The sequence below is a fragment of the Kitasatospora sp. NPDC043949 genome (genome assembly GCF_056435365.1).
In genome coordinates this window covers 1-19,446 of the sequence record NZ_JBWKEQ010000046.1, presented here as the reverse complement: position 1 = coordinate 19,446, position 19,446 = coordinate 1, and the positions used below count along the sequence as shown (strand labels likewise).

The window sequence follows — 19,446 nt, the reverse complement described above, 5'->3', positions numbered from 1 at the left end:
CGGCCCGCCGAATCGCTGATTAAGACCCCAGGTCCGGCCGCGGGTGGCCGGTCAGGCCCAGGTAGTGGCCGAGCCGGGCGGCCGCGTCGAGCATGGCCAGGCCCTGGGCGGTGAGCCTGCGCTGCCAGCCGTCGAGGGCGTCGGCCAGGGAGGCCGTGCCGCCGGCCGTCCGCACCTGTCGGACCACGGTGGCGATGTGGTCCAGCGGGTAGCCGCCGCGCCGGAGCAGGTGGGCGAGTTCGGCGTCGCGGATGTCGTCGGCGCGGAAGACGCGGTGCCCGGTGGCCTGGTCCCGGGCGGGGGTGAGGATGCCCGCGCCCTCCCAGTTGCGCACGGTCGCCGGGGTGACGCCGAGCCGGTGGGCGAGTTCGCCGATGCTCAGGACGGCGCCGTCCACCGCGGGCTCCGCCGATGGGCCCGCCTCAAGATCCGTCTCAAGATCCGCTGCAAGGTCCGCTGCAAGGTCCGCCGAGAGATCCCGCGCCGCGTCGGGTCGCGCCGTCAGGTGGTGCACGGCCTCCCGCACCGCGTCCAGGGTGTCCCGGTCGCGGAGCAGTTGGCCGTGGCCGCGGTCGATGGCCGTCAGGGCGTCGTCGAGCCCGCCCCGGTGGAGTGCGGTCATGATCCGGCCGCCGGTCGCGTGGCCGTACGCCGCGACCAGGGAGCGGTAGGCGTCGAGCGCGGCCGCGTGCACCTCGGTGTAGATGCGGTAGCCGCTGGCGGTGCGTTCGGCGGGCGGGAGGAAGCCGTCCCGCTCGTAGTTGCGCACGGCCTGGGTCGAGAGGCCGTGCCCGCGGGCGAGGTCGGAGGGGCGCATGGTGGTCACCGGTTTGAGACTTCAGCGGAGGATCGGGCGGTCGGAGCAGGAAAAGTCTCAACCGTTCTTTCAAGGATACGCTTGAGGGTCATGAGTCAGGACTTGCGAGACCTCGTCCCTCCGTCATGCGCACTGCTGGCGCTCGGTGAACCCACCCACCGGGAACCGGCCTTCGCGCGGATCCGCAACGAGCTGTTCGCCCGACTGGTCGACCGGGGATTCCGGTCGATCGCCCTCGAAACCGACCGGGTGGCCGCGCTCACCGTGAACGACTTCGTCCAGGAGGGGGTGGGCACCCTCGACTCGGTGATGGGCGAGGGTTTCTCCCACGGCTTCGGAGAACTGGACGGCAACCGGCGGCTGGTCGCCTGGATGCGCGAGTACAACCGGAGCCGGCCGCCGGCGGACCGTCTGGCCTTCCACGGCTTCGACGCGCAGACGGAGAACACCAGCGCACCCAGCCCGCGGCGCTACCTCGAACACGCCCGCGACTACCTCGGGCTCGACCTCGACCTCGCCGGCCTGGTCGGCGAGGACCAGCGCTGGAGCCGCCCCGAGGCGGTCCTGGACCCGGAGATGTCGCCCGGCGCCTCCGCCGAGGCGGAGAAGCTGCGGACGGTCGCCGACGACCTGCTCACCCTGCTGTACGCGCGGGCCCCGGAACTGGTCGCGGCGACCTCGCGCGCCGAGTGGCTCAGGGCCAGGACGCACCTCACCGCCGGCCTCGGTCTGCTCCGCTACCACCGGCAGTCGGCCGAGCGCCTGGAGCCGGGCGCCCGGCTGTCCGGCCTCCTCGGCACCCGGGACGTGCTCATGGCCCAGAACCTCCTCGACATCCGCGGCGGCGAGGCCCGCCGAGGGGGGACCCTGGTCTTCGCCCACAACCTCCACCTGCAGCGGCAGCCGAGCGCCATGCGGCTGGCGGACCTGGACCTGACCTGGAGCGGCGTCGGCGCGATCCTGAACTCCCTGGACGAGCCGTACACCTTCGTCCCCGGCAGCCTGGGCCGCAGCGAGGCCGTCGGGCTCCAGGAGCCCGAGCCGGGCACCCACGAGGGCGCGCTCCAGCGCGGGGCCGCCACCTGGGGACTGGTCGAGCCCGGTGCGGCCGCCGGTGGCCGGACGCGCACCGACACCACGCCGGAGCAGGGCTACTTCCCGCTCGACCGGGCGGTCCTCGACGGGGCCGACGCGATCCTGCACATCGGCGACGGGACCGCCGCCGCCGAGCTCTGACGGCGGCCTGCGGAGGACGGACCCCCGGCAGCGTCAGGTGCGGGCCCCCGGGCCCGGATAGGACGTCCGCAAGTGGCCCAGGAGCGCGGCCGTGGGCGGCGCGGTGGGGCGGCCGGTCGGCCAGGCCAGCGCGATCCGCACCAGCGGGACGGGGTCGGTGAGCGGCCGGATCCGCAGCCCGGCGGCGGGCGGCGGATCCGGCAGCACGGCCACGCCCAGCCCGTGCGCGGCGAGTTCGGCCAGCTGCGGCGGGGCGGACGCCTCGACCGCGACCGTGGGGCGTGCCCCGGCCGCGGCCAGGGCCTGCTCCAGTGCCGTCCGCAGGCCGGTGCCGCGCGGGGTGCTCACCAGGGCGTGCCCGGCCAGTGCGGCGACCGGCAGGGGGCCGTCCGGTCCGCCGGCCAGCGGGTGGTGCCCGGTGAAGGCGGCGACCAGCGGGGCTTCCAGCACGGTGTGCAGGGCGAGCCCGGCCAGCGTCCGCCAGCCGTCGTCGTCGTCCCGTCCGCTCGCGGTGGTGGGCAGGCCGATCACGGCGAGGTCCAACCGCCCCTCGCGCAGGGCGCCGAGCATCCGCGCGGTACCGTCCTCGGCCAGCGAGAGGTCGATGCCCGGGTGGTCGCGGCGGAACGCGGCGAGCGTGGTGGCGAGTCCGGGAAGGCCGTCCGCCCCGGCCGGCGGGACAGGACCCAGGGCTGCCCCGGAGACCAGCCCGAGCCGGACGTGCCCGCGCCGCAGTCCGCCGAAGTCCTGCGCCGTCTGCCGCGCGGCCGCGGCGGAGGCGAGCGCCGCCCGCGCGTGCGGGAGCACCGCCTCGCCGACCGGGGTGAGCCGGACGCCGCGCCCGCCGCGGTCCAGCAGCCGGTGGCCCAACTCCCTCTCCAGCTGCCGGATCTGGGCGCTGACCCCGGGCTGGGTGAGGTGCAGCAGCTCGGCGGCGCGGGTGAAGCTGCCCTGCTGGGCCACGGTGACGAAGTACTGGAGCTGCCGGAGTTCCATAACTTCTGATGATAGGTGGAAGAACTCCCCGGTCTTGGACGTCCGGAGGGTCCCGGCCGCAGGCTGGAGGCATGGGAACCGTGCAGCACGACCAGGCCGTCGACTGGGTCCGCGAGCAGATCGCGGCCGAACGCCGGGAACTCGCCGAGGTGTTCACCACCTTCTCCCGGGAGCAGTGGAACTCCCCTTCGCTGTGCGCAGGTTGGCGCGTTCGCGAGGTCGCCGCCCACATGAGCACCGGCTTCCGCCACTCCACCGCCCGCAGTCTCGCGGACCTCATGCGGGCCGGCGGCTCCCTCCACCGGATGACCGACCGGGTGGCGCGCCGCGACGCCGCCGCCCTCACCGACCGTCAACTCGCCGCCGCTCTCGCCGACCACGCCGAACACCCCTGGCGCCCCCCGGTCGGCGGCCGGATCGCCGCCCTCGCCCACGACGTCGTGCACGGCCTCGACATCACCACCGCGCTCGGCCTGCCCTCGCGCCTACCGCTGCCTCGGGTCACCGCCCTGCTCGCCACCGTCTCCCGGCGCAGCCTGCGCTTCTTCGGCGCCCGACTCGACGGTGTCCACCTGCGGGCCACCGACACCGCCTGGGCGTACGGCGAGGGCCCGGCCGTGGTGGAGGGCCGGGCCGAACACCTCCTGCTGCTCACCTACGGGCGCCGGCTGCCGCCCGGCCTCCTCACCGCCCCGGGCGCGGGGCGGTTCACCCTGGACGGGTAGCGGGCGCGTCCGCTCTCGCGTGCCCGGCCGTCGGCGGGAGCGCTGTGCGGGTGCCGGAGCAGATCACCGGGCTGACCCACGGCCCCGCCCCGGTGGCCGAGGGGCGCCACCGCGCGGTTCGCTCCCCGCGGCGCAGTCGGGCGCGCGCGGGGGCGCGCAGGGGTGGCTAGGATCGGAATCGCCAATTCCGGATAGGCGGTGAGACGGGAAGCAAGGTCTCCGATGGCCCCGAGGTCCGAGCAGTGGCCGCCGTACGTGCGGTTCGCGCCGTGGTTGCTGATCGTCGCCGGGCTCGTCTGGAACTCCCTGGATCCCGCCGATTACTGGGGCGACCCGCTCCTCGCGGCCGCCGCCGTCCTGACCGGCGCCCTGCTGACCTTGCGGGACACCCTCGCGGTGGGCGTCGCCAATGTGACCGGCATCCTCGTGCTGGCCGTGCGGGACGGCTCGATCGGCACCCAGGACGGCTACCTGGAGCTGGTGAACACGGCCTTCGCCGCGCTGCTCGGCGTCTGGGTCAACCGCGTCGTCGCCCGGCACGGGGAGCGGCTGGCGCAGGTGCGGTCGGTGGCCGAGGCCGCCCAGCGGGCGGTGCTGCCCGAGCCGCCCGCGCGAGTGGGCCGACTGTCGGTCGCCGCCTGCTACCGGGCGGCGCAGACCGAGGCGCTGATCGGCGGCGACGCGTACGCGCTGCAGGCGACCCCGCACGGCGTACGGGTGCTGATCGCGGACGTGCGGGGCAAGGGGCTGCAGGCGGTCGGCGCGGTGTCGGTGCTGCTCGGCGCGTTCCGGGAGGACGCCCACCGGGCGCCGGACCTCGCGGCGCTGGCCGACGGGCTGGAGCGGGCGCTGACCCGGGAGAGCACGCTGCTGGCCGAGGAGGTGCGGCTGGAGGGGTTCATCACGGCGCTGCTGGTCGAGTTCCCGCCGGGTGAGGACGTCGTGCGCACGCTCGACTGCGGGCACCCGGGACCGTACCTGCTGGGCGGGCCGGAGGCGGTGCGCCGGCTGGATGCCGCCGACCCGGGGCTGCCGCTCGGGATGGGCTCGCTGGGCGTGGCCCGGCCGGCGCCGGAGACCCGGCCGTTCCCGCCGGGGTGCACGCTGCTGCTGGTGACCGACGGGGTGACGGAGGCCCGGGACGCGGCCGGGGAGTTCTACGATCCGCTGCTCGCCCTCGGCCCGCTCGGCCCGTTCGACGGCCCCCAGGAGGCCGTCGACGCGCTGGTGGCGGACGTGGAGCGGTGGACGGGCGGGCCGCGGGACGACGACATGGCGGTGCTGGCGGTGACCTGCCGGGAGGCGGACTGAGCGGCGGGGCCCGGTCCGGCCCGTTCGGCGGCGCGGGTGCTTCTTCCCACGGCCTCCCGCGACGCGGCCGATATCACGATCAGATGACGGACAGTCAGTGTTTCGCATGATCCAGCCAAGTTGAGTGACGGCGTCCGGTGGCCGGAATGCGAATGCCCGCATAGCGGACGGCGAATTGGACGTGCGGGGCCCGCGGTGCGCCGGGTGGCCGTGCGAGTGGTCCGCCCCAGGTCGGCGGCCTGCGCGGACGTCCCGGCGGGAGCGTGCTCGGTCGTATGGGGTCCGTAAGGGCGGGTCGCGGGAGTGGCGCGATCCGGCCGACCCGTGGTTCGTCCGGAAACGGACGCGATGCTTGCCCAGTAGCGAAGTGGTGACCGAAAGTCGCACTGATGAACGAGACGCCAAGCCCCCGCCGCGACCGCCTGCTCGGCCACCGCGACTTCCGACTCCTGCTCACCGGAGCCGCGACGGCCCAGACGGGCAGCCAGGTGACCCTGGTCGCGCTCCCGTTGGTGGCGGTGATGGTGCTCGACGCCACACCCTTCGAGGTCGGCCTGCTGACCGCCGCCGAGACCGCCGCGTTCCTACTGGTCGGCCTGCCGGCCGGCGCCTGGCTGGACCGGATGCGCAAGCTCCCGGTGCTGATCCGCGCCGACGTGGTGCGCTGCCTCGCCGTCGGGTCGATCCCGCCGGCCGCCGCGCTCGGCGTGCTGACCATGGCCCAGCTCTACCTGGTGGCGCTGGTCACCGGGGTGGCGACGGTCTTCTTCGACGTCGCCCACCAGTCCTTCCTGCCGTCCGTCCTGCCGCGCGAGCAACTGGTCGGGGGCAACGGCGCGATCGAGACGGTCCGCTCCTCGGCGCAGATCGTCGGGCCCGGGCTCGGCGGCGGCCTGGTCCAACTGCTCGGCGCGTCGCTCGCCATCGTGGCCGACGCCGTCGGCTACCTCGCCTCCGCCCTGCTGCTCGCCCGGATCCGGGTCGAGGAGCCCCGACCGGAGCCGGCGCCCGGACGGTCGCTGCGTGCCGAGGTCGCCGAGGGCGTGCGCTTCGTGCTCGGGCACCCGCTGCTGCGCGCGATCGCCGCCGCGACCGCCGTGTCCAACCTGTTCGCCGCCGTGCTGGCGGCCGTGCAGACGGTGTTCTGGGTGCGGGTGCTCGACCTCGCGCCGGGCGCCATCGGTCTGCTGCTGTCGGCCTCCGCCGTCGGCGGCCTGGCCGGGGCGCTGTGCGCGGGGCGGCTGGCGGCGTGGCTCGGCCAGGCCCGGCTGATCTGGCTCGCCACCGTGGTGACGGCGCCGTTCGCGCTGCTGTGGCCGCTGTCCGGCCGGGGCGCGGGCGTGGTGCTGTTCGGAATCGCCTCGGCGGTGGTGCTGTTCGGCGCGGTGGCCTACAACGTCGCCCAGGTGAGCTTCCGGCAGAGCCTGTGCCCGCCGGAGCTGCTCGGCCGGATGAACGCCACCATGCGCTTCCTGGTCTGGGGCACGCTGCCGATCGGCGCGCTCGTCGGCGGCACCGTCGCCGACGCGGCCGGACCGCGCGCCGCGCTGTGGCTGTGCGCGGCGGGCTTCCTGCTCGTCCCGGTGCCGCTGCTGCTGTCGCCGCTGCGCCGGCTGCGGGACCTCCCGGCGGACACCGCCGCCACGGCCGGGGAGGAGCCCGTCGCGAGCCCCGCCGCCTGACGCACCCGGCCGCCCGACGAGCCCCGCCGCCTGACGTCCGAACCGAACCGAAACCGGAAACCGGAGACCGTTCCGTGCACGCCAGCATCACCGCCGCCTACCTCGCCCGGTACCGTTCCGCCGCCGCCGACTCCCCGATGGATCTGCTCCCGCTCACCGGCGCCCAGCGGCGCTTCCTGATCACCCGCAGGCTCGCGCCGCAGGGCCGGCCCGATGTCGTCCCGCTGTTCCACGCCTACCCGGGCGGCACCCTCGACCTGCCCCGGCTGGCCCGCGCCGCCGCCGCCACCGCCGCCCGGCACCCGGCGCTGTGCGGCGGCTTCGGGACGGTGCGCGGCACGCCCGTCCTGCGGGTCGGCGCCCCCTCGGCCGAGGCCGCCCGGATCGCCGTCCCGCCCGGCGGTACCGCCCGCTCCGCCCTGCGCGAGGCCCTGCTGGACTGGCCCGCCGACGGGCCCGCGCTGCGCCTGCTGGTGGCCCGGGAGCCGGACGGCGAGGAGGAACTGCTCGCCCTCGCGGTGGACCACGCCGCCTGCGACGAGCAGTCGCTCGGCATCCTCACCGCCGACCTCACCGACGCCTACGCCCGGGACGACCACGCCCAGGAGGCCGTCGCCGCCCCCGACCAGGACGCCCTGGCGGCCTACCGGGAGGCCGTCGAACGGCAACTGGCCGCCGAGGACGCCGCCGCCGGCCCCGCCGCACAGGCCCACTGGGGCCGCAGGCTCGGCGGCGTCACCGGGACGGGCGGGGGAGCGGCCGGCTCCACCGGCATGCTCAGCCACCGGCTGCCCGCCGCCGAGGGGGCCGCTCGCACCGCTATCTTCCCCGCCCTGCTGGACGCCACCGCGGCCGCCGCCCACCGGCTGCACCGGACCGACGGGCAGCTCGCCCTCGGCTACCCGTGGGGCGGCCGCCCGCCGGGTGCGCCCGCCGCGCTCGGCTGTTTCCTCAACACCCTGGTGCACCCCGCCGCACCCGGCGCGGCCGCCGCCCTGGAGGACCTCGCCGACGCCTGGTGGGACGACCTCGACCACGCCGACACCCCGTTCGACGAGGTGGTCCGGGCCGCCCGCACCGCCGGCGCCCCGTGGACGGGCGCCCTGGACGGCATGCTCACCCTGGAGGACCTGCACCGCCGCCCGCCGCTGGTGTTCGGCGGCGTGCCCGGCCGGGAGACCCACCTGGCCGGGCGGCCGCTCGCCGCGCCGTTCGCGGTCGCCGCCTCGCACGGCGACGACCTGCTGGTGCGCCTCGCCTGGGACCGCGAGCGGTTCCCCGAGGACGCCGCCACCGCCGCCTTCGACGACCTGCTCGCCACGTTGCGCCGCCACCTGCGGGCGGCCTGACCCGCCCCGGCCTGACCCCGTTTCCCGGCCTGACCCCGCGTCGGACGCCTGATCCGCACGCCCGCTCCGGACGCCTGATCCGTACCCGACCCGAAGCCGCCCCGGACCCGACCCGAAGCCGTACCGGACCTGCACCGGACGTCCGCATCAGGACGCCCGCCCCGGACGCCTGACCCGCCCCGGACCGAAGCCGCCACCGAGCCCCCACACCGACCGCCGGGCCGCGCCACCACCCCGGCGTGCCCGGAACCAGGGCCGGGCCATCCACGCCCGCCCCGCCACCACAGGGCCAACACGCCCACCACACAAGGGAGTCACCGATGTTTGCGCTCTCCTCCTCGCAGGAGATCGTCTGGCTGCACGAGCAGATGCTGCCCGGCAGTCGTGCGTACAACTTCACCGCCGTGCTCGACCTCTGGGGCACCCTCGACGAGGACGCGCTGCACGCCGGACTGGCCGCCGTCCTCGCACACCACCCGGGCCTGCGCCTGGAACTGGTCGCCCGCCCGGAGGGCCTGCCCGGCCAGCGGGTCGCCGAGCACTGCGAACCGACGCTGCGCCGCAGCGACTTCGCCGCCGAGGCCGACCCGGAGGCCACCTTCCGCGAGCTGCTGGCCGCCGAGGCCGAGGAGCCGGTGGACACCGAGAAGGCGCCGGTGCTGCGCTGGCACCTGGTGCGCCTCGGCACGGACCACCACCGGCTGATCCACGTCGAGCACCACCTCGTCCACGACGGCCACTCCTTCGCGATCCTGCTGCGCGACCTGTTCACCGTCTACCGCGCCCACGTCCTCGGCGAGCCCTACCAGCTGCCCGAGGCGCCCTCGTACGAGCAGCACGCCCGCACGGCCGTCGACCCGGACGCCCGCGAGCGCGCGCTCGCCTTCTGGCTGCGGGAGCTGGCCGACGCCCCGCGCGAGGTCACCCTGCCCGGGCTGGCCAACCCCGGCGCGGTGCGCCGCCACCGCGGCGGCCAGATGCGCCAGGCGATCGGCGCCGACCTCGCCGAGCGGCTGCGCACCCGCAGCAAGGAGGACGGGCACACCCCGTTCAGCACCCTGCTCACGCTCTTCGCCGAACTGCTGCGCCGGCACTCCGGGCACCGCGAGCTCGTCGTCGGAACCGCCGTCGGCAACCGCCCGGAGGGCTTCGAGGGCACCGTCGGCATGTTCGTGAACACCGTGCCGCTGCACCTGCGGCTGGACCCGGCCGCCCCCGGCACCGAGGCCGTCGACGAGGTGACCGACGTCCTGCTGCGCGCGCTGCCGTACCAGGACCTGCCGGTCCAGGAGCTGACCCGCCGGCTCGGCCTGCACACCGGCGGCGCCGACAACCCGCTGTTCAACGTGATGTTCAGCGCGCACGACGCCGCGCTGCCGGACGTCCAGGCGCCCGGTCTCGAAGTCTCGCTGTACGAGGGCTTCAACACCGGCACCACCCGCTTCGACCTCGACCTGGTGCTGCTGCCCGACGACCGCCGGGTGGTCGGCGAGAAGCACGGCGGCGCCGGGATGACCCTGGTCTGGGACTACGACGCCGACCTGTTCGGCGAGGCCGAGGCCACCCTGCTGGCCGACCGCCTGCTCCAGCTGCTGCGCTGCTACCTCGACCGGCCCGAGGCCACGCTCGCCGCGCTCGACCCCGCCCCGGCCGCCGAACCCGCCACCGCCGTCGCCCGGGCCGGTCTCGACCCGGCCGCCGCCCACGACCCCACGGCCATCGCGATGATCGCCGGCACCGAGCGCCTCAGCTACGGCGAGCTCGACCGCCGCGTCACCCAGCTGGCCGAACGCCTGCGCGCCGCCGGCGTCACCCCCGGCCAGCCGGTCGCCGCCGTGCTGCCGCGCGGCGTGGACAGCGTCGTCGCCCTGCTCGCCTGCCTGCGGTACGGCGCCGTGTACGCGCCGCTGTCCGCCGAGGACCCGGCCGCCCGGCTCGGCCTGCTGCTGGACCGGCTGGCCCCGGCCCTGGTGCTGGCCACCCGGCAGAGCGCGCTCGCCCTGCCCGCCGAGGGCGTCACCCCCGCGCTGCTGGACGGCCCGGCCTTCCCCAAGGCCGAGCCCGCCGCCGTGCTGGACGGCGCCGCCTACCTGATCCACACCTCCGGCTCCACCGGCGTGCCCAAGCCCGTCCTGGTCGGCCGCGACGCGCTCGCCGGGTACGTCGCCGCGATCGCCGCCCGCTACGAACTGACCCCCGCCGACCGGGTGCTGCTGTTCGCCCGCCCGTCCTTCGACGTGGCGTTGGAGGAGGTGCTGCCCGCGCTGGCCGCCGGCGCCGCCCTGGTCGTGCCGCAGCGCGAGGTGCCCACCGGGCCCGAGCTCGTCGCCGTGCTCGCCGCCCGCGGCGTCACCGTCGCCAACCTGCCGACCAGCTACCTGCTCGCCGTCCGCGAGGACCTGCGCGAGGCGCTGCGCGACGGCCGCTGGGCGCCCCGGCTGCTCGTCCTCGGCGGCGAGCGCCTGCCCGCCCGCGCGCTGGCCGGCCTGACCGAGGCGACCACCGTGCTGAACGCCTACGGCGTCACCGAGGCCACCGTCACCTCCACCGTGTACGAGGTCACCGCCGCCGACGTGGCCGAGGACGGCGAGATCCCGCTCGGCGCGGAACTGGACGGCGTGCGCCTGCACGTCCTGGACGAGGCGCTGCGCCCGCTCCCGGCCGGCTGTGTCGGCGAACTCGCCGTCAGCGGAGACCTGTTGGCCGATGGCTACCTCGGCCTGCCGGAGCCGACCGCGGCCCGCTTCGTCACCGTGCCCGCCCTCGGCGGCGAGCGCGTCTACCGCACCGGCGACCGCGGCTACCGCGACCTGCGCGGTCGGCTGTGCTTCCTCGGCCGCGCCGACAACCAGGTCAAGCTCCGCGGCCACCGGATCGAACTGGAGGAGATCGAGGCCGCGGCCTCCGCCGAACTCGGCGGGCGCTCCTGCGCGGTGGTGCTGCACACCGACCCGCAGGCCGGCCCGCGCCTGATCGGCTTCCTGGAGGGCGCCGACCGCCCCGACCAGGCCGCCCTGCACGCGGCGCTCGCCCAGCGGCTGCCCGGCGGGCTCGTCCCCGCGACCTGGACGGCCGTCGAGACGATGCCCACCCTGCCCGGCGGCAAGCCCGACCGCGCAGCCCTCGCCCGGCTCGCCGACGAGGCCCCCGCCCAGGAGGCCGCCCCGGCCGCCGAGAGCGCCTTCGCCGACCCCGGCCAGGAACTGATCGCCGCCGCCTGGCGCGAGGTGCTCGGCCACGACCGCTTCACCGCCGAGTCCCACTTCTTCGAGGTCGGCGGCCACTCGCTGCTCGCCGCCCAGCTCGCCGCCTGGCTGGAGCCGCACCTCGGCAGCCGCCCGCCGCTGCGCACCCTGTTCCGCCACGCCGTCCTGGCCGACCAGGCCAGCGCGCTCACCGGCCAGCACCCCGGAAAGGCAGACCGCGCATGACCGCCCCCTCCGCCGTCCTCGAAGACGGCCACCGCGAACTCGTCGACGCGTTCGAGAGCTTCGTCCGCCGCGAGCTCGTCCCGCTGGCCGCCGAACTGCCCGAGACCGCCGACGAGGTGCCCGCCGAACTGCGCGCCTACGTCCGCAAGCGTTCCGCCGCGCTCGGCTTCTACGCCGGCGACTACCCCGAGGAACTCGGCGGCGCCGACATGCCGTTCACCGCCGTCGTCCTGCTGCACCACGCCGCCGGGCGCAGCGGCTGCCCGCTCGCGCCGTACGCCCTGGCCGGCTCCGACGGCCCCAGCCCGTTGCTGCGGCACGGCACCCCCGAGCAGATCGAGCGCCACCTCGTGCCGCTGGTGCGCGGCGAGCAGACCCGCTGCCTCGCCCTCACCGAGCCGCACGCCGGCTCCGACGCGTTCCGCCTCACCACCACCGCCGTGCGCACCGCCGACGGCTGGGTGCTGAACGGCCGCAAGACCTTCGTCAGCAACGCCGACCGGGCCGGCCTGGTGCTCGTCGTCACCGCCACCGACCTCGGCGAGGGAGCCGGGCCCACCGCCGGCGCCACCGCCTTCGTCCTCCCGATCGACCAGCCCGGCCTGCGGATCGGCCAGCGCTACGAGGGCATGTCCGGCGAACCGCTGTTCGAGCTGCTGCTCGACCAGGTCACCGTCTCCACCGACGCCGTGATCGGCGGCGAGGAGGGCGTCGGCGCGGCCACCGCCCTCGCCATGGACAGCCTCTCCCGGGGCCGCCTGGTCGTCGCCGCGATGTGCAACGGCATCGCCGAGTACGCGCTGCGCATGGGCGTCGAGTACGCCCGCGAGCGGCGCGCCTTCGGCAAGGTCATCGGCGAGTACCAGCACGTCCAGGAGCACCTGGTGGCCACCCGGGCCGAGGTGGAGTGCTCCAAGCTGCTCACCCTCGCCTGCGCCCGGCTGGTCGACGACGGCACCGAGGCGCCGGAGAACGCGGCGCTCGCCAAGCTCACCGCCTCCGAGACCGCCGTGCGCGCGGTGGACCGCTCGCTCCAGGTGCACGGCGCCACCGGCTGGGTGCGCGGCCACCCGCTGGAGTTCCTGTACCGCTACGTGCGGATGACCACGATCATCGAGGGGACCTCCGAGGTCCAGAAGGTGATCATCGCCCGCTCCATGGGCCTGAACTGACAGTCCGTCAACGGCCTGTCAACGGCCTGAACCACCTGGAGACGATGATGGAAACCCTGAGCATCGAATACGGTCGCCCGCACCAGGACGGCGCGGTCCTCGACCTGTTCGCCACCTGGGTGCACCGGACCCCGGACGCGCCCGCCCTGATCGACGGCGCCCGCACCTACAGCTACGCCGAACTCGACCGCCTCGCCGACACGGTGGCCGCGGCGCTGCGCGACCGGATCCGCCCCGGCGACCTGGTCGGCGTCTGCCTCGGCCACTCCGCCGCCCTGGCCGCCGTCACCCTCGCCACCGCCAAGCTCGGCGCCGTCCACCTGCCGCTCGGCCCGCGCCCCGGCGAGCGCCGGCTCCAGGCCGTCGCCGAGCAGCTGCGGCCCGCCTGCCTGGTCGGCGACCCGGCCCGACTGCCGCATGGCGGCGAGCAGTTGGCGCTCGACCTGGACCCGGCCAGCGACGTGGTCGCCGCGTTCGTCCCCGGCGAGCAGGTCCACGTGCCCGCCGGCACCCACTACGCGGTGCTCACCTCCGGCTCGACCGGCACCCCCAAGGCCGTCGCCGTCGGCGAACCCGCCCTCGGCGCGCTGCTCCACTGGTACCGCGAGCTGACCGGCCTCGGCCCCGGCGAGCGGCACAGCCTGCTGATCGGCGTCTCCTTCGACCCGCACGTCCTGGAGCTGTGGGCCACCCTCACCTCCGGCGCCGCGCTCACCCTCGCCCCCGAGGCCGTCCGCTGGGACCCGGGCGCGCTCACCGACTGGTGGCGCGAGGCCGGCGTCACCGTCAGCATCCTGCCCACCCCGCTCGCCGAACCGATCCTGGCGCGCGGGTGGCCGGACGGGCTGGCACTGCGCCACCTCACCATCGGCGGCGACCGGCTGCGCCGCGCCCCCGGCCCGGACGTCACCGCGGCCGTCCACAACGCCTACGGTCCCGCCGAGGCCACCGTCACCACCACCGTGCACACCATGGCGCCCGGCCTCGACCACGGCGCCGGCGCACCGCCGATCGGGCTGCCCGTCCCGGGCGCGGTCGTCCTGGTCACCGACGAGGAGGGCCGACCGGTGCCGCGCGGCCAGGCCGGCGAACTGCGCATCGGCGGCCGGGGCCTGGCCGCCGGCTACCTCGACCCCGAGCTGACCGCCCGGCGCTTCGTCGGCGTGCCGCCCGGCGTGGACGGCATCGACCGGGTCTACCGCAGCGGCGACCGAGTGGTGATGCGCGCCGACGGCGTGCTGGAGTTCCACGGCCGGCTCGACGACCAGGTCAAGGTCAGCGGCGTCCGGGTCGAACCCGCCGAGGTCGAGGCCGCGTTCGAGCGCGACCCGCGGGTGCGCCGGGCCGTGGTGGCCGCGGCCCCGGCGCCCACCGGCGGCGTCCGGCTGCTCGCCTTCGTCCAGACCGTCGAGGGGTCCTCGGCGGCCGACGCCGACGAGCTGCTGGCGGCGGTCCGGCCGTGGCTGCCCGAGCAGGCCGTCCCGTCGGCCGTCCGCCTGGTCGACACCTTCCCGCTGGACGCCAACGGCAAGGTCGACCGCGCCGCCCTGCTCCTCGCCCCGACGGCGGACGAGCCGGTCGCGGCGGAGGAGGGCGCCACGCCCACCGAGCGCACCGTGCTGCGCCTGTGCCGCGACCTGCTCGGCCGCGCGGACCTCGGGCCCGGCGACAACTTCCTCGCCTCGGGCGGCAACTCGCTCGCCGCCGCACGGCTGCTGGAGGCCCTGGAGGAGGAGTGCGGGGTGCGGCTGCGCGCGCCCCTGGTGCTGCGCCAGCCCGACCTGCGGGCCGTCGCCCGGCTGGTGGCGGAACGGCAGCCGACCGCCGCCGCCGCCGTCTGACCGCCCGCCCGCCCGTACGACCTGCGCAGGGCGCCCCGGCCGTTCGCGGCCGGGGCGCCCGGAAGGGACCCACCATGCCCACCGCGACCCTCCCGGACCTGATCGCCCGGCACGCCCAGGAGCGCCCCGACGCCCTCGCCGTGACCGACGGCTCCACCGTTCTGACGTACCGTCAACTCGTCGACTCCTCGGCCCGGCTGGCCGCGACCCTGACCGCCCGGGGAATCGGCGCCGGCAGCGCCGTCGGCCTGCTCTGCGCCCGTTCCACCCGCCTGGTCGTCGCCCAGCTCGCGATCTGGCGGACCGGCGCCCACGTCGTCCCGATCGACCCGGCCTACCCGCGCCAGCGCATCGCCGAGATGACCGGGGACGCCGGAGTCCGGCTCGTCCTCGGGGACAAGACGCTGCTCGCCGAGGCCGGACTCGCCGAGGAGCAGACCCTCGCGCTGACCTCGACCCTCGTCCTGGCCGAGCCCGCCGCCCCGGCCGGGAACGGCCCCGACGCCATCGGTGCGGCCGCCCCCGACGCCGCCGACCCGGCCGCGCCCGCCCTGCTCTTCTACACCTCGGGCTCCACCGGCCGGCCCAAGGGCGTCATCGTCCCGCACAGCGCCGTCGCCGACCTGGTCACCGCCCAGGACGCGTTCACGCTCGGCCCCCGCGACCGGGTCCTGTTCCACTCCACGATCAGCTTCGACGCCTCCACCTTCGAACTGTGGGCCCCGCTGGCGCGCGGCGCCGCCGTCGCCGTCTCGCCGTCCGACCGGCCCACCGCCGAGGAACTCGTCCGCGACATCGAGCGGTTCGGCGTCACCACCGTGTTCATCACCACCGCCCTGTTCCACCACCTGGCCGCCCGGCAGTCCCGGATCTTCGGTGTGCTGCGCTCCCTGGCCGTCGGCGGCGAAGCCCTGTCGCCCGAGTACGCGGGGGCGGTGCTGCGCGCCTTCCCCTGGCTCGAACTCTTCAACGTCTACGGGCCGACCGAGGCCACCACCTTCACCACCCTGCACCGGATCACCCCGGCCGACTGCACCACCGGCCCGGTCCCGATCGGCCGGCCCTTCGGCGGCGCCCGCACCCTCGTCCTCGACCAGGAGCTCGCACCGGTGCCGCCCGGCACCGTCGGCGAACTGTGGATCGCCGGCGGCCGGCTCGCCCAGGGCTACCTGGACCGGCCGGAGCTGACCGCCGAGCGCTTCCGCGACCTGCCCGGCACCGGCCGCGCCTACCGCAGCGGCGACCTCGTCCGCCAACGCCCCGACGGCGCACTGGAGTTCCACGGCCGCACCGACGACCAGGTGAAGGTCCGCGGCTTCCGGATCGAACCCGGCGAGGTCGAGCACGCGCTGCTGCAGTTCCCCGAGGTCGCCGAGGCGGCCGTCGTGGTCCGACGGCCCGGCCACACCGACGCCGCGCTCACCGCCTGCCTGGTCCTCGCCGACGGCAGCCGACCGGCCGTCGAGACCCTCCGTGCCCGGCTCGCCGACCGGCTGCCCGCCCACCTGGTGCCCACTGCCTGGACCGTACTCGCCGCCCTGCCGCTGACCGGTACCGGCAAGATCGACCGCCGCGCCCTCGCCGCCGCCGACGAGACGGCCGCCGACGGACCCGGCACCGCCGCCGCCCTCACCCCGATCCAGCAGGCCGTCGCCACCGCCTGGACCCGCGCCCTGGAACGCCCGATCACCGACCCGGCCGCCGACTTCCTCGCCGAGGGCGGCCACTCGCTGCTCGCCATGTGGGTCGTCGACGACCTCCGCGAGGACCTCGGCGTCGAACTCTCGCTCGCCGACTTCCTCGGCCACCCCACCGTCGCCGGCCAGGCCGACCTGCTCGAACGAGCCCTGCGCGCCGCGCACGACGACACCCCGCAAGGAGCCACCCGATGACCGCCGAGCACCCGGCCGTCGACCAGACCGCCGACCAGGCCGACCTGCTGCGCCGCGCCCGCCGCAACCGCCCCGCCGCGGGCGGGCGCCCGGCGGCCCCGCAGAGCGCGCCGACCGGCCAGGGCGACGGCCCGGCCGGCCCCGCCCCGCTCTCGCACGCCCAGCAGCGGATGTGGCTGATGGACCACCTCGGCCAGGGCGGCGCCCTCTACAACGTCCCGCTCGCCACCCGCCTGCGCGGACCGCTCGACCCCGCCGCCCTCGCCACCGCCCTCACCGGCCTCACCGAGCGCCACGCCGTCCTGCGCACCCGCTACGGCCGCCAGGGCGACCAGCCCCACCAGCAGACCGACCCGGTCACCCCGGTGCCGCTGCGCACGGTGGACGCCACCTGGGAGAACGGCGCCGGGAACAACGCCCCCGCCCTGCTCGCCGCCGAGGCCGCCCGCCCCTTCGACCTCGCCACCGGCCCGGTCCTGCGCGCCCTGCTGCTGCGGCACGGCCCGCAGGACCACACCCTGCTCCTGAACATCCACCACATCGCCGTCGACGGCGGCTCGCTGCCCGTCCTCGCCGCCGACCTGGCCGCCCTCTACGCCGCCGCCCGCGACGGCGTGGCGCCCCAACTCCCGCCGCCCGGACCGTCGTACGCCGAGTACGCCCGCGAGGAGCGCACCCGCGACGCCGAACTCACCAGCGCCGCCGACGCCCGCGCCCGACACCTGGCCGGCGCCCGCCCGCTGGCGCTGCTGCGGCCCACCCCGCCCGGGGCACGCGAGCGCCGGGCCACCCTGCACGCCGCCCCGCTCGCCCCCGCCACCGTGGAGGGCCTGCGCCGGCTCGGCGCCCGGCACGGCGCCACCCTGTTCGCCGTCGTCCTGGCCGCCGCCTTCGCCACCCTGCGCACCGCCGCCGACCAGGCCGACCTCACCCTCGGCTGCGCCAGCGGCCAGCGCCTGCGGCCCGAGCTGCGCCGTACCGTCGGCCTCGGCGTCAACACCCTCGCGGTGCGCGCCGACCTGGCCGGCGATCCCACCTTCACCGAGGTGCTCGGACGGGCCCGGACCGCGCTGCTGGACGCGCAGCAGCACCACGAGATCCCGTTCGACCTGATCGTCGAGCGGCTCGGCGCGGCGGCCCGCGGCGCCGACGGCACCCCGCTGCTGTCCGTCAGCTGCGACCTCGTCCACCCCGCCGAGCCGCTCACGCTGCCCGGCCTCACCGCCGAGGACGTCGAACTCGACCTGGGCCTGGCCAAGTTCGGCCTCGCCCTGCTGGTCGAGGACGGCCCGCAGCCGCGCTGCCTGGTCCAGCACGACCGGGACGCCCTCGACGAGACCACCGCCGAGCAACTGCTCACCGCCTTCGCGGACCTGCTCGCCGCCGTCGCCGCCGACCCCGACCAGCCCCTCTCCGCGCTCCCCGGCACCCGCCTGGCCACCGCCCAGCACCCGGCCCTCGCCGCACTGTCGGCCGACTCCCGGGTGGTCGAGGCGGCCGTCGTCGAGACCGCCGACGGCCCGCCGCTCGCCTATGCCGTGGTGCGCGGCCCGGTCGCCCCGACCGGCGTCGAACTGCGCGCCGCACTGCGCCGCCACCTCGCCCCCGCCCACCTGCCGTCCGCCGTCACCCTGCTGGACCGGCTGCCCCGGCACGCCGACGGAACCCCGGACCGCGGCCGGCTGCCCGGCGCGGCCCCGACCGCCCCCGAGCGGTCCGGCCCGCTCGACACCGTCCGGACGGCCTTCGGCGAACTGCTCGGCACCACCCCGCCCGCCGACGGCGACTTCTTCGCCCTCGGCGGCCACTCCCTGGTCGCCGTCCAGCTCGCCGAACGCCTGCGCACCCGCACCGGCCTGCCGCTCACCGGCCTGGACGTGCTGGAGCAGCGCACCCCGCGCGCCCTCGCCGCCCTGCTCGCCACCCGCGAGGACGAGCGCCGCGCCGCCCCCGCCCGCACCGGCTCCCGCCCGGGTACCCGCACCCGCGCGGGCACCGTGCTGCTCACCGGCGCCACCGGCGGTGTCGGCGCGGCCGTCCTCCAGGAACTGATGGCCCAGGGCCGCCCGGTCCGGACCCTGGTCCGGCCCGAGTCCGCCCACCTGCCCGCCCTGCACGGCGCCGAACTGGCCGAGGGCGACCTCGCCGACCTCGACAGCCTGCGCCGCGCGGTCGAGGGTGTCGACGCCGTCATCCACGCCGCCTGCACCTTCACCGAGCACGCCGTCGACCTCGCCGCGATGCGCGCCCTGGTCGAGGGCTGGCGCGGCGGCCCGTTCGTCTTCGTCAGCAGCATCGACGCCTACGGCCGCCCGTCCGGCACCGACATCCCCGAAGGCGGCCCGACCGGCGAACCGGTCAGCCCCTACGGACAGGCCAAGCTGGACTGCGAGCGCATCCTGTTCGAGGCGGCCGCCACCGGCCGGGGCCCGGCCACCGTGGTCCGCGCCCCGATCGTCTGGGGCCCGCACCAGCGCCTGCGCGACCAGCTCCGCTGGGGCTCCACCGGCGACCTCTACCAGGCCGCCCTGGCCGGCCGTCCGATCGCCCTGCCCGCCCCCGCCCCCGGCGACCGCTCCGCCTGGTACGGCGCCGCCTGGGTGCACTCCGCCGCCCTGGCCCGCGCGCTCGCCGCCTGCGTCGCCGACGGAAACCCGGCGGCCGGCCGGATCGTCAACGCCGTCAACGGGCACGTCTCCTGGGCGGACTTCACCGGCGAGCTCGTGCGCCTGCTCGACTCCGGCAGCCCGCTGGACCTGCGCCCCGACGCCGATCCCGAACTCCGCCGCCCCTGGCACTACCGCGCCGAGACCCTCGCCGCCCCGCTGAGCCCCGAGCCGGGCGAGGACTGGCGCACCGTCCTGGCGGCGATGGTCGGCTGACCTGCACCGCTCCGCGTCGTGGGGGGGGGGGGGGGGGGGGGGGGGGGGGGGGGGGGGGGGGGGGGGGGGGGGGGGGGGGGGGGGGGGGGGGGGGGGGGGGGGGGGGGGGGGG

12 protein-coding genes are annotated in these 19,446 nt (G+C 76.7%); 10 read left to right on the top strand and 2 right to left on the bottom strand.

Annotated features, from left to right (window positions below):
• Positions 1-19: 19 nt before the first annotated feature.
• On the bottom strand, positions 20-817 hold the full coding sequence (locus AC07AL_RS29645) for a TioE family transcriptional regulator (RefSeq protein WP_478318858.1): 798 nt from the start codon (positions 815-817) through the stop codon (positions 20-22).
• Between the two features lie 90 nt (positions 818-907).
• Here AC07AL_RS29645 and AC07AL_RS29640 point away from each other — a divergent pair, with 90 nt between their 5' ends.
• Positions 908-2,053, top strand: a complete 1,146-nt coding sequence (locus tag AC07AL_RS29640) for an erythromycin esterase family protein (protein ID WP_478318828.1) — start codon at positions 908-910, stop codon at positions 2,051-2,053.
• Positions 2,054-2,086: 33 nt separating this feature from the next.
• Here AC07AL_RS29640 and AC07AL_RS29635 read toward each other — a convergent pair whose 3' ends face one another.
• Positions 2,087-3,049, bottom strand: a complete 963-nt coding sequence (locus AC07AL_RS29635; protein ID WP_478318826.1) for a LysR family transcriptional regulator — start codon at positions 3,047-3,049, stop codon at positions 2,087-2,089.
• Positions 3,050-3,120: 71 nt separating this feature from the next.
• Between AC07AL_RS29635 and AC07AL_RS29630 the strand changes: the two genes are divergently transcribed.
• The 9 genes from AC07AL_RS29630 (at position 3,121) to AC07AL_RS29590 (ending at position 19,334) form a co-directional block, all read left to right on the top strand.
• Complete coding sequence (locus AC07AL_RS29630) at positions 3,121-3,774, top strand: maleylpyruvate isomerase family mycothiol-dependent enzyme (RefSeq protein ID WP_478318825.1); 654 nt, start codon at positions 3,121-3,123, stop codon at positions 3,772-3,774.
• Between the two features lie 222 nt (positions 3,775-3,996).
• Positions 3,997-5,085 carry a PP2C family protein-serine/threonine phosphatase gene (locus AC07AL_RS29625; protein ID WP_363633541.1) on the top strand — a complete coding sequence of 363 codons (1,089 nt, stop codon included), beginning with the start codon at positions 3,997-3,999 and terminating at the stop codon, positions 5,083-5,085.
• A 389-nt stretch (positions 5,086-5,474) separates the two neighbouring features.
• Entirely contained in the window at positions 5,475-6,767 is a 1,293-nt protein-coding gene (locus tag AC07AL_RS29620; protein ID WP_363582753.1) for an MFS transporter, read from the top strand.
• A gap of 74 nt (positions 6,768-6,841) precedes the next feature.
• Positions 6,842-8,116, top strand: coding sequence for a non-ribosomal peptide synthetase (locus AC07AL_RS29615; protein ID WP_363582755.1), 1,275 nt, complete (start codon positions 6,842-6,844; stop codon positions 8,114-8,116).
• Positions 8,117-8,436: 320 nt separating this feature from the next.
• A complete protein-coding gene (locus tag AC07AL_RS29610) occupies positions 8,437-11,547 on the top strand; it encodes a non-ribosomal peptide synthetase (RefSeq protein WP_478318824.1) in 3,111 nt (1,036 codons plus the stop codon).
• On the top strand, positions 11,544-12,719 hold the full coding sequence (locus tag AC07AL_RS29605; protein WP_363582759.1) for an acyl-CoA dehydrogenase family protein: 1,176 nt from the start codon (positions 11,544-11,546) through the stop codon (positions 12,717-12,719). Before AC07AL_RS29610 ends, AC07AL_RS29605 begins: the two co-directional genes overlap by 4 nt.
• A 47-nt stretch (positions 12,720-12,766) precedes the next feature.
• The gene (locus AC07AL_RS29600; protein ID WP_363582761.1) at positions 12,767-14,560 is read left to right on the top strand and encodes an AMP-binding protein; all 1,794 of its coding nucleotides are present in this window, start codon (positions 12,767-12,769) and stop codon (positions 14,558-14,560) included.
• A 74-nt stretch (positions 14,561-14,634) separates the two neighbouring features.
• Entirely contained in the window at positions 14,635-16,452 is a 1,818-nt protein-coding gene (locus AC07AL_RS29595; RefSeq protein WP_478318821.1) for a non-ribosomal peptide synthetase, read from the top strand.
• Positions 16,449-19,334 (top strand): condensation domain-containing protein, encoded by a 2,886-nt coding sequence (locus AC07AL_RS29590; protein WP_478318819.1) that lies wholly within the window; start codon positions 16,449-16,451, stop codon positions 19,332-19,334. The genes AC07AL_RS29595 and AC07AL_RS29590 overlap by 4 nt, the downstream gene beginning before the upstream one ends.
• The last annotated feature ends 112 nt before the right edge of the window (positions 19,335-19,446 follow it).

Coding starts and splice junctions, on each gene's coding strand:
- AC07AL_RS29645 (WP_478318858.1), bottom strand. CDS start 817: ATGCGCCCCTCCGACCTCGCCCGCGGGCACGGCCTCTCGACCCAGGCC.
- AC07AL_RS29640 (WP_478318828.1), top strand. CDS start 908: ATGAGTCAGGACTTGCGAGACCTCGTCCCTCCGTCATGCGCACTGCTG.
- AC07AL_RS29635 (WP_478318826.1), bottom strand. CDS start 3,049: ATGGAACTCCGGCAGCTCCAGTACTTCGTCACCGTGGCCCAGCAGGGC.
- AC07AL_RS29630 (WP_478318825.1), top strand. CDS start 3,121: ATGGGAACCGTGCAGCACGACCAGGCCGTCGACTGGGTCCGCGAGCAG.
- AC07AL_RS29625 (WP_363633541.1), top strand. CDS start 3,997: ATGGCCCCGAGGTCCGAGCAGTGGCCGCCGTACGTGCGGTTCGCGCCG.
- AC07AL_RS29620 (WP_363582753.1), top strand. CDS start 5,475: ATGAACGAGACGCCAAGCCCCCGCCGCGACCGCCTGCTCGGCCACCGC.
- AC07AL_RS29610 (WP_478318824.1), top strand. CDS start 8,437: ATGTTTGCGCTCTCCTCCTCGCAGGAGATCGTCTGGCTGCACGAGCAG.
- AC07AL_RS29605 (WP_363582759.1), top strand. CDS start 11,544: ATGACCGCCCCCTCCGCCGTCCTCGAAGACGGCCACCGCGAACTCGTC.
- AC07AL_RS29600 (WP_363582761.1), top strand. CDS start 12,767: ATGGAAACCCTGAGCATCGAATACGGTCGCCCGCACCAGGACGGCGCG.
- AC07AL_RS29595 (WP_478318821.1), top strand. CDS start 14,635: ATGCCCACCGCGACCCTCCCGGACCTGATCGCCCGGCACGCCCAGGAG.
- AC07AL_RS29590 (WP_478318819.1), top strand. CDS start 16,449: ATGACCGCCGAGCACCCGGCCGTCGACCAGACCGCCGACCAGGCCGAC.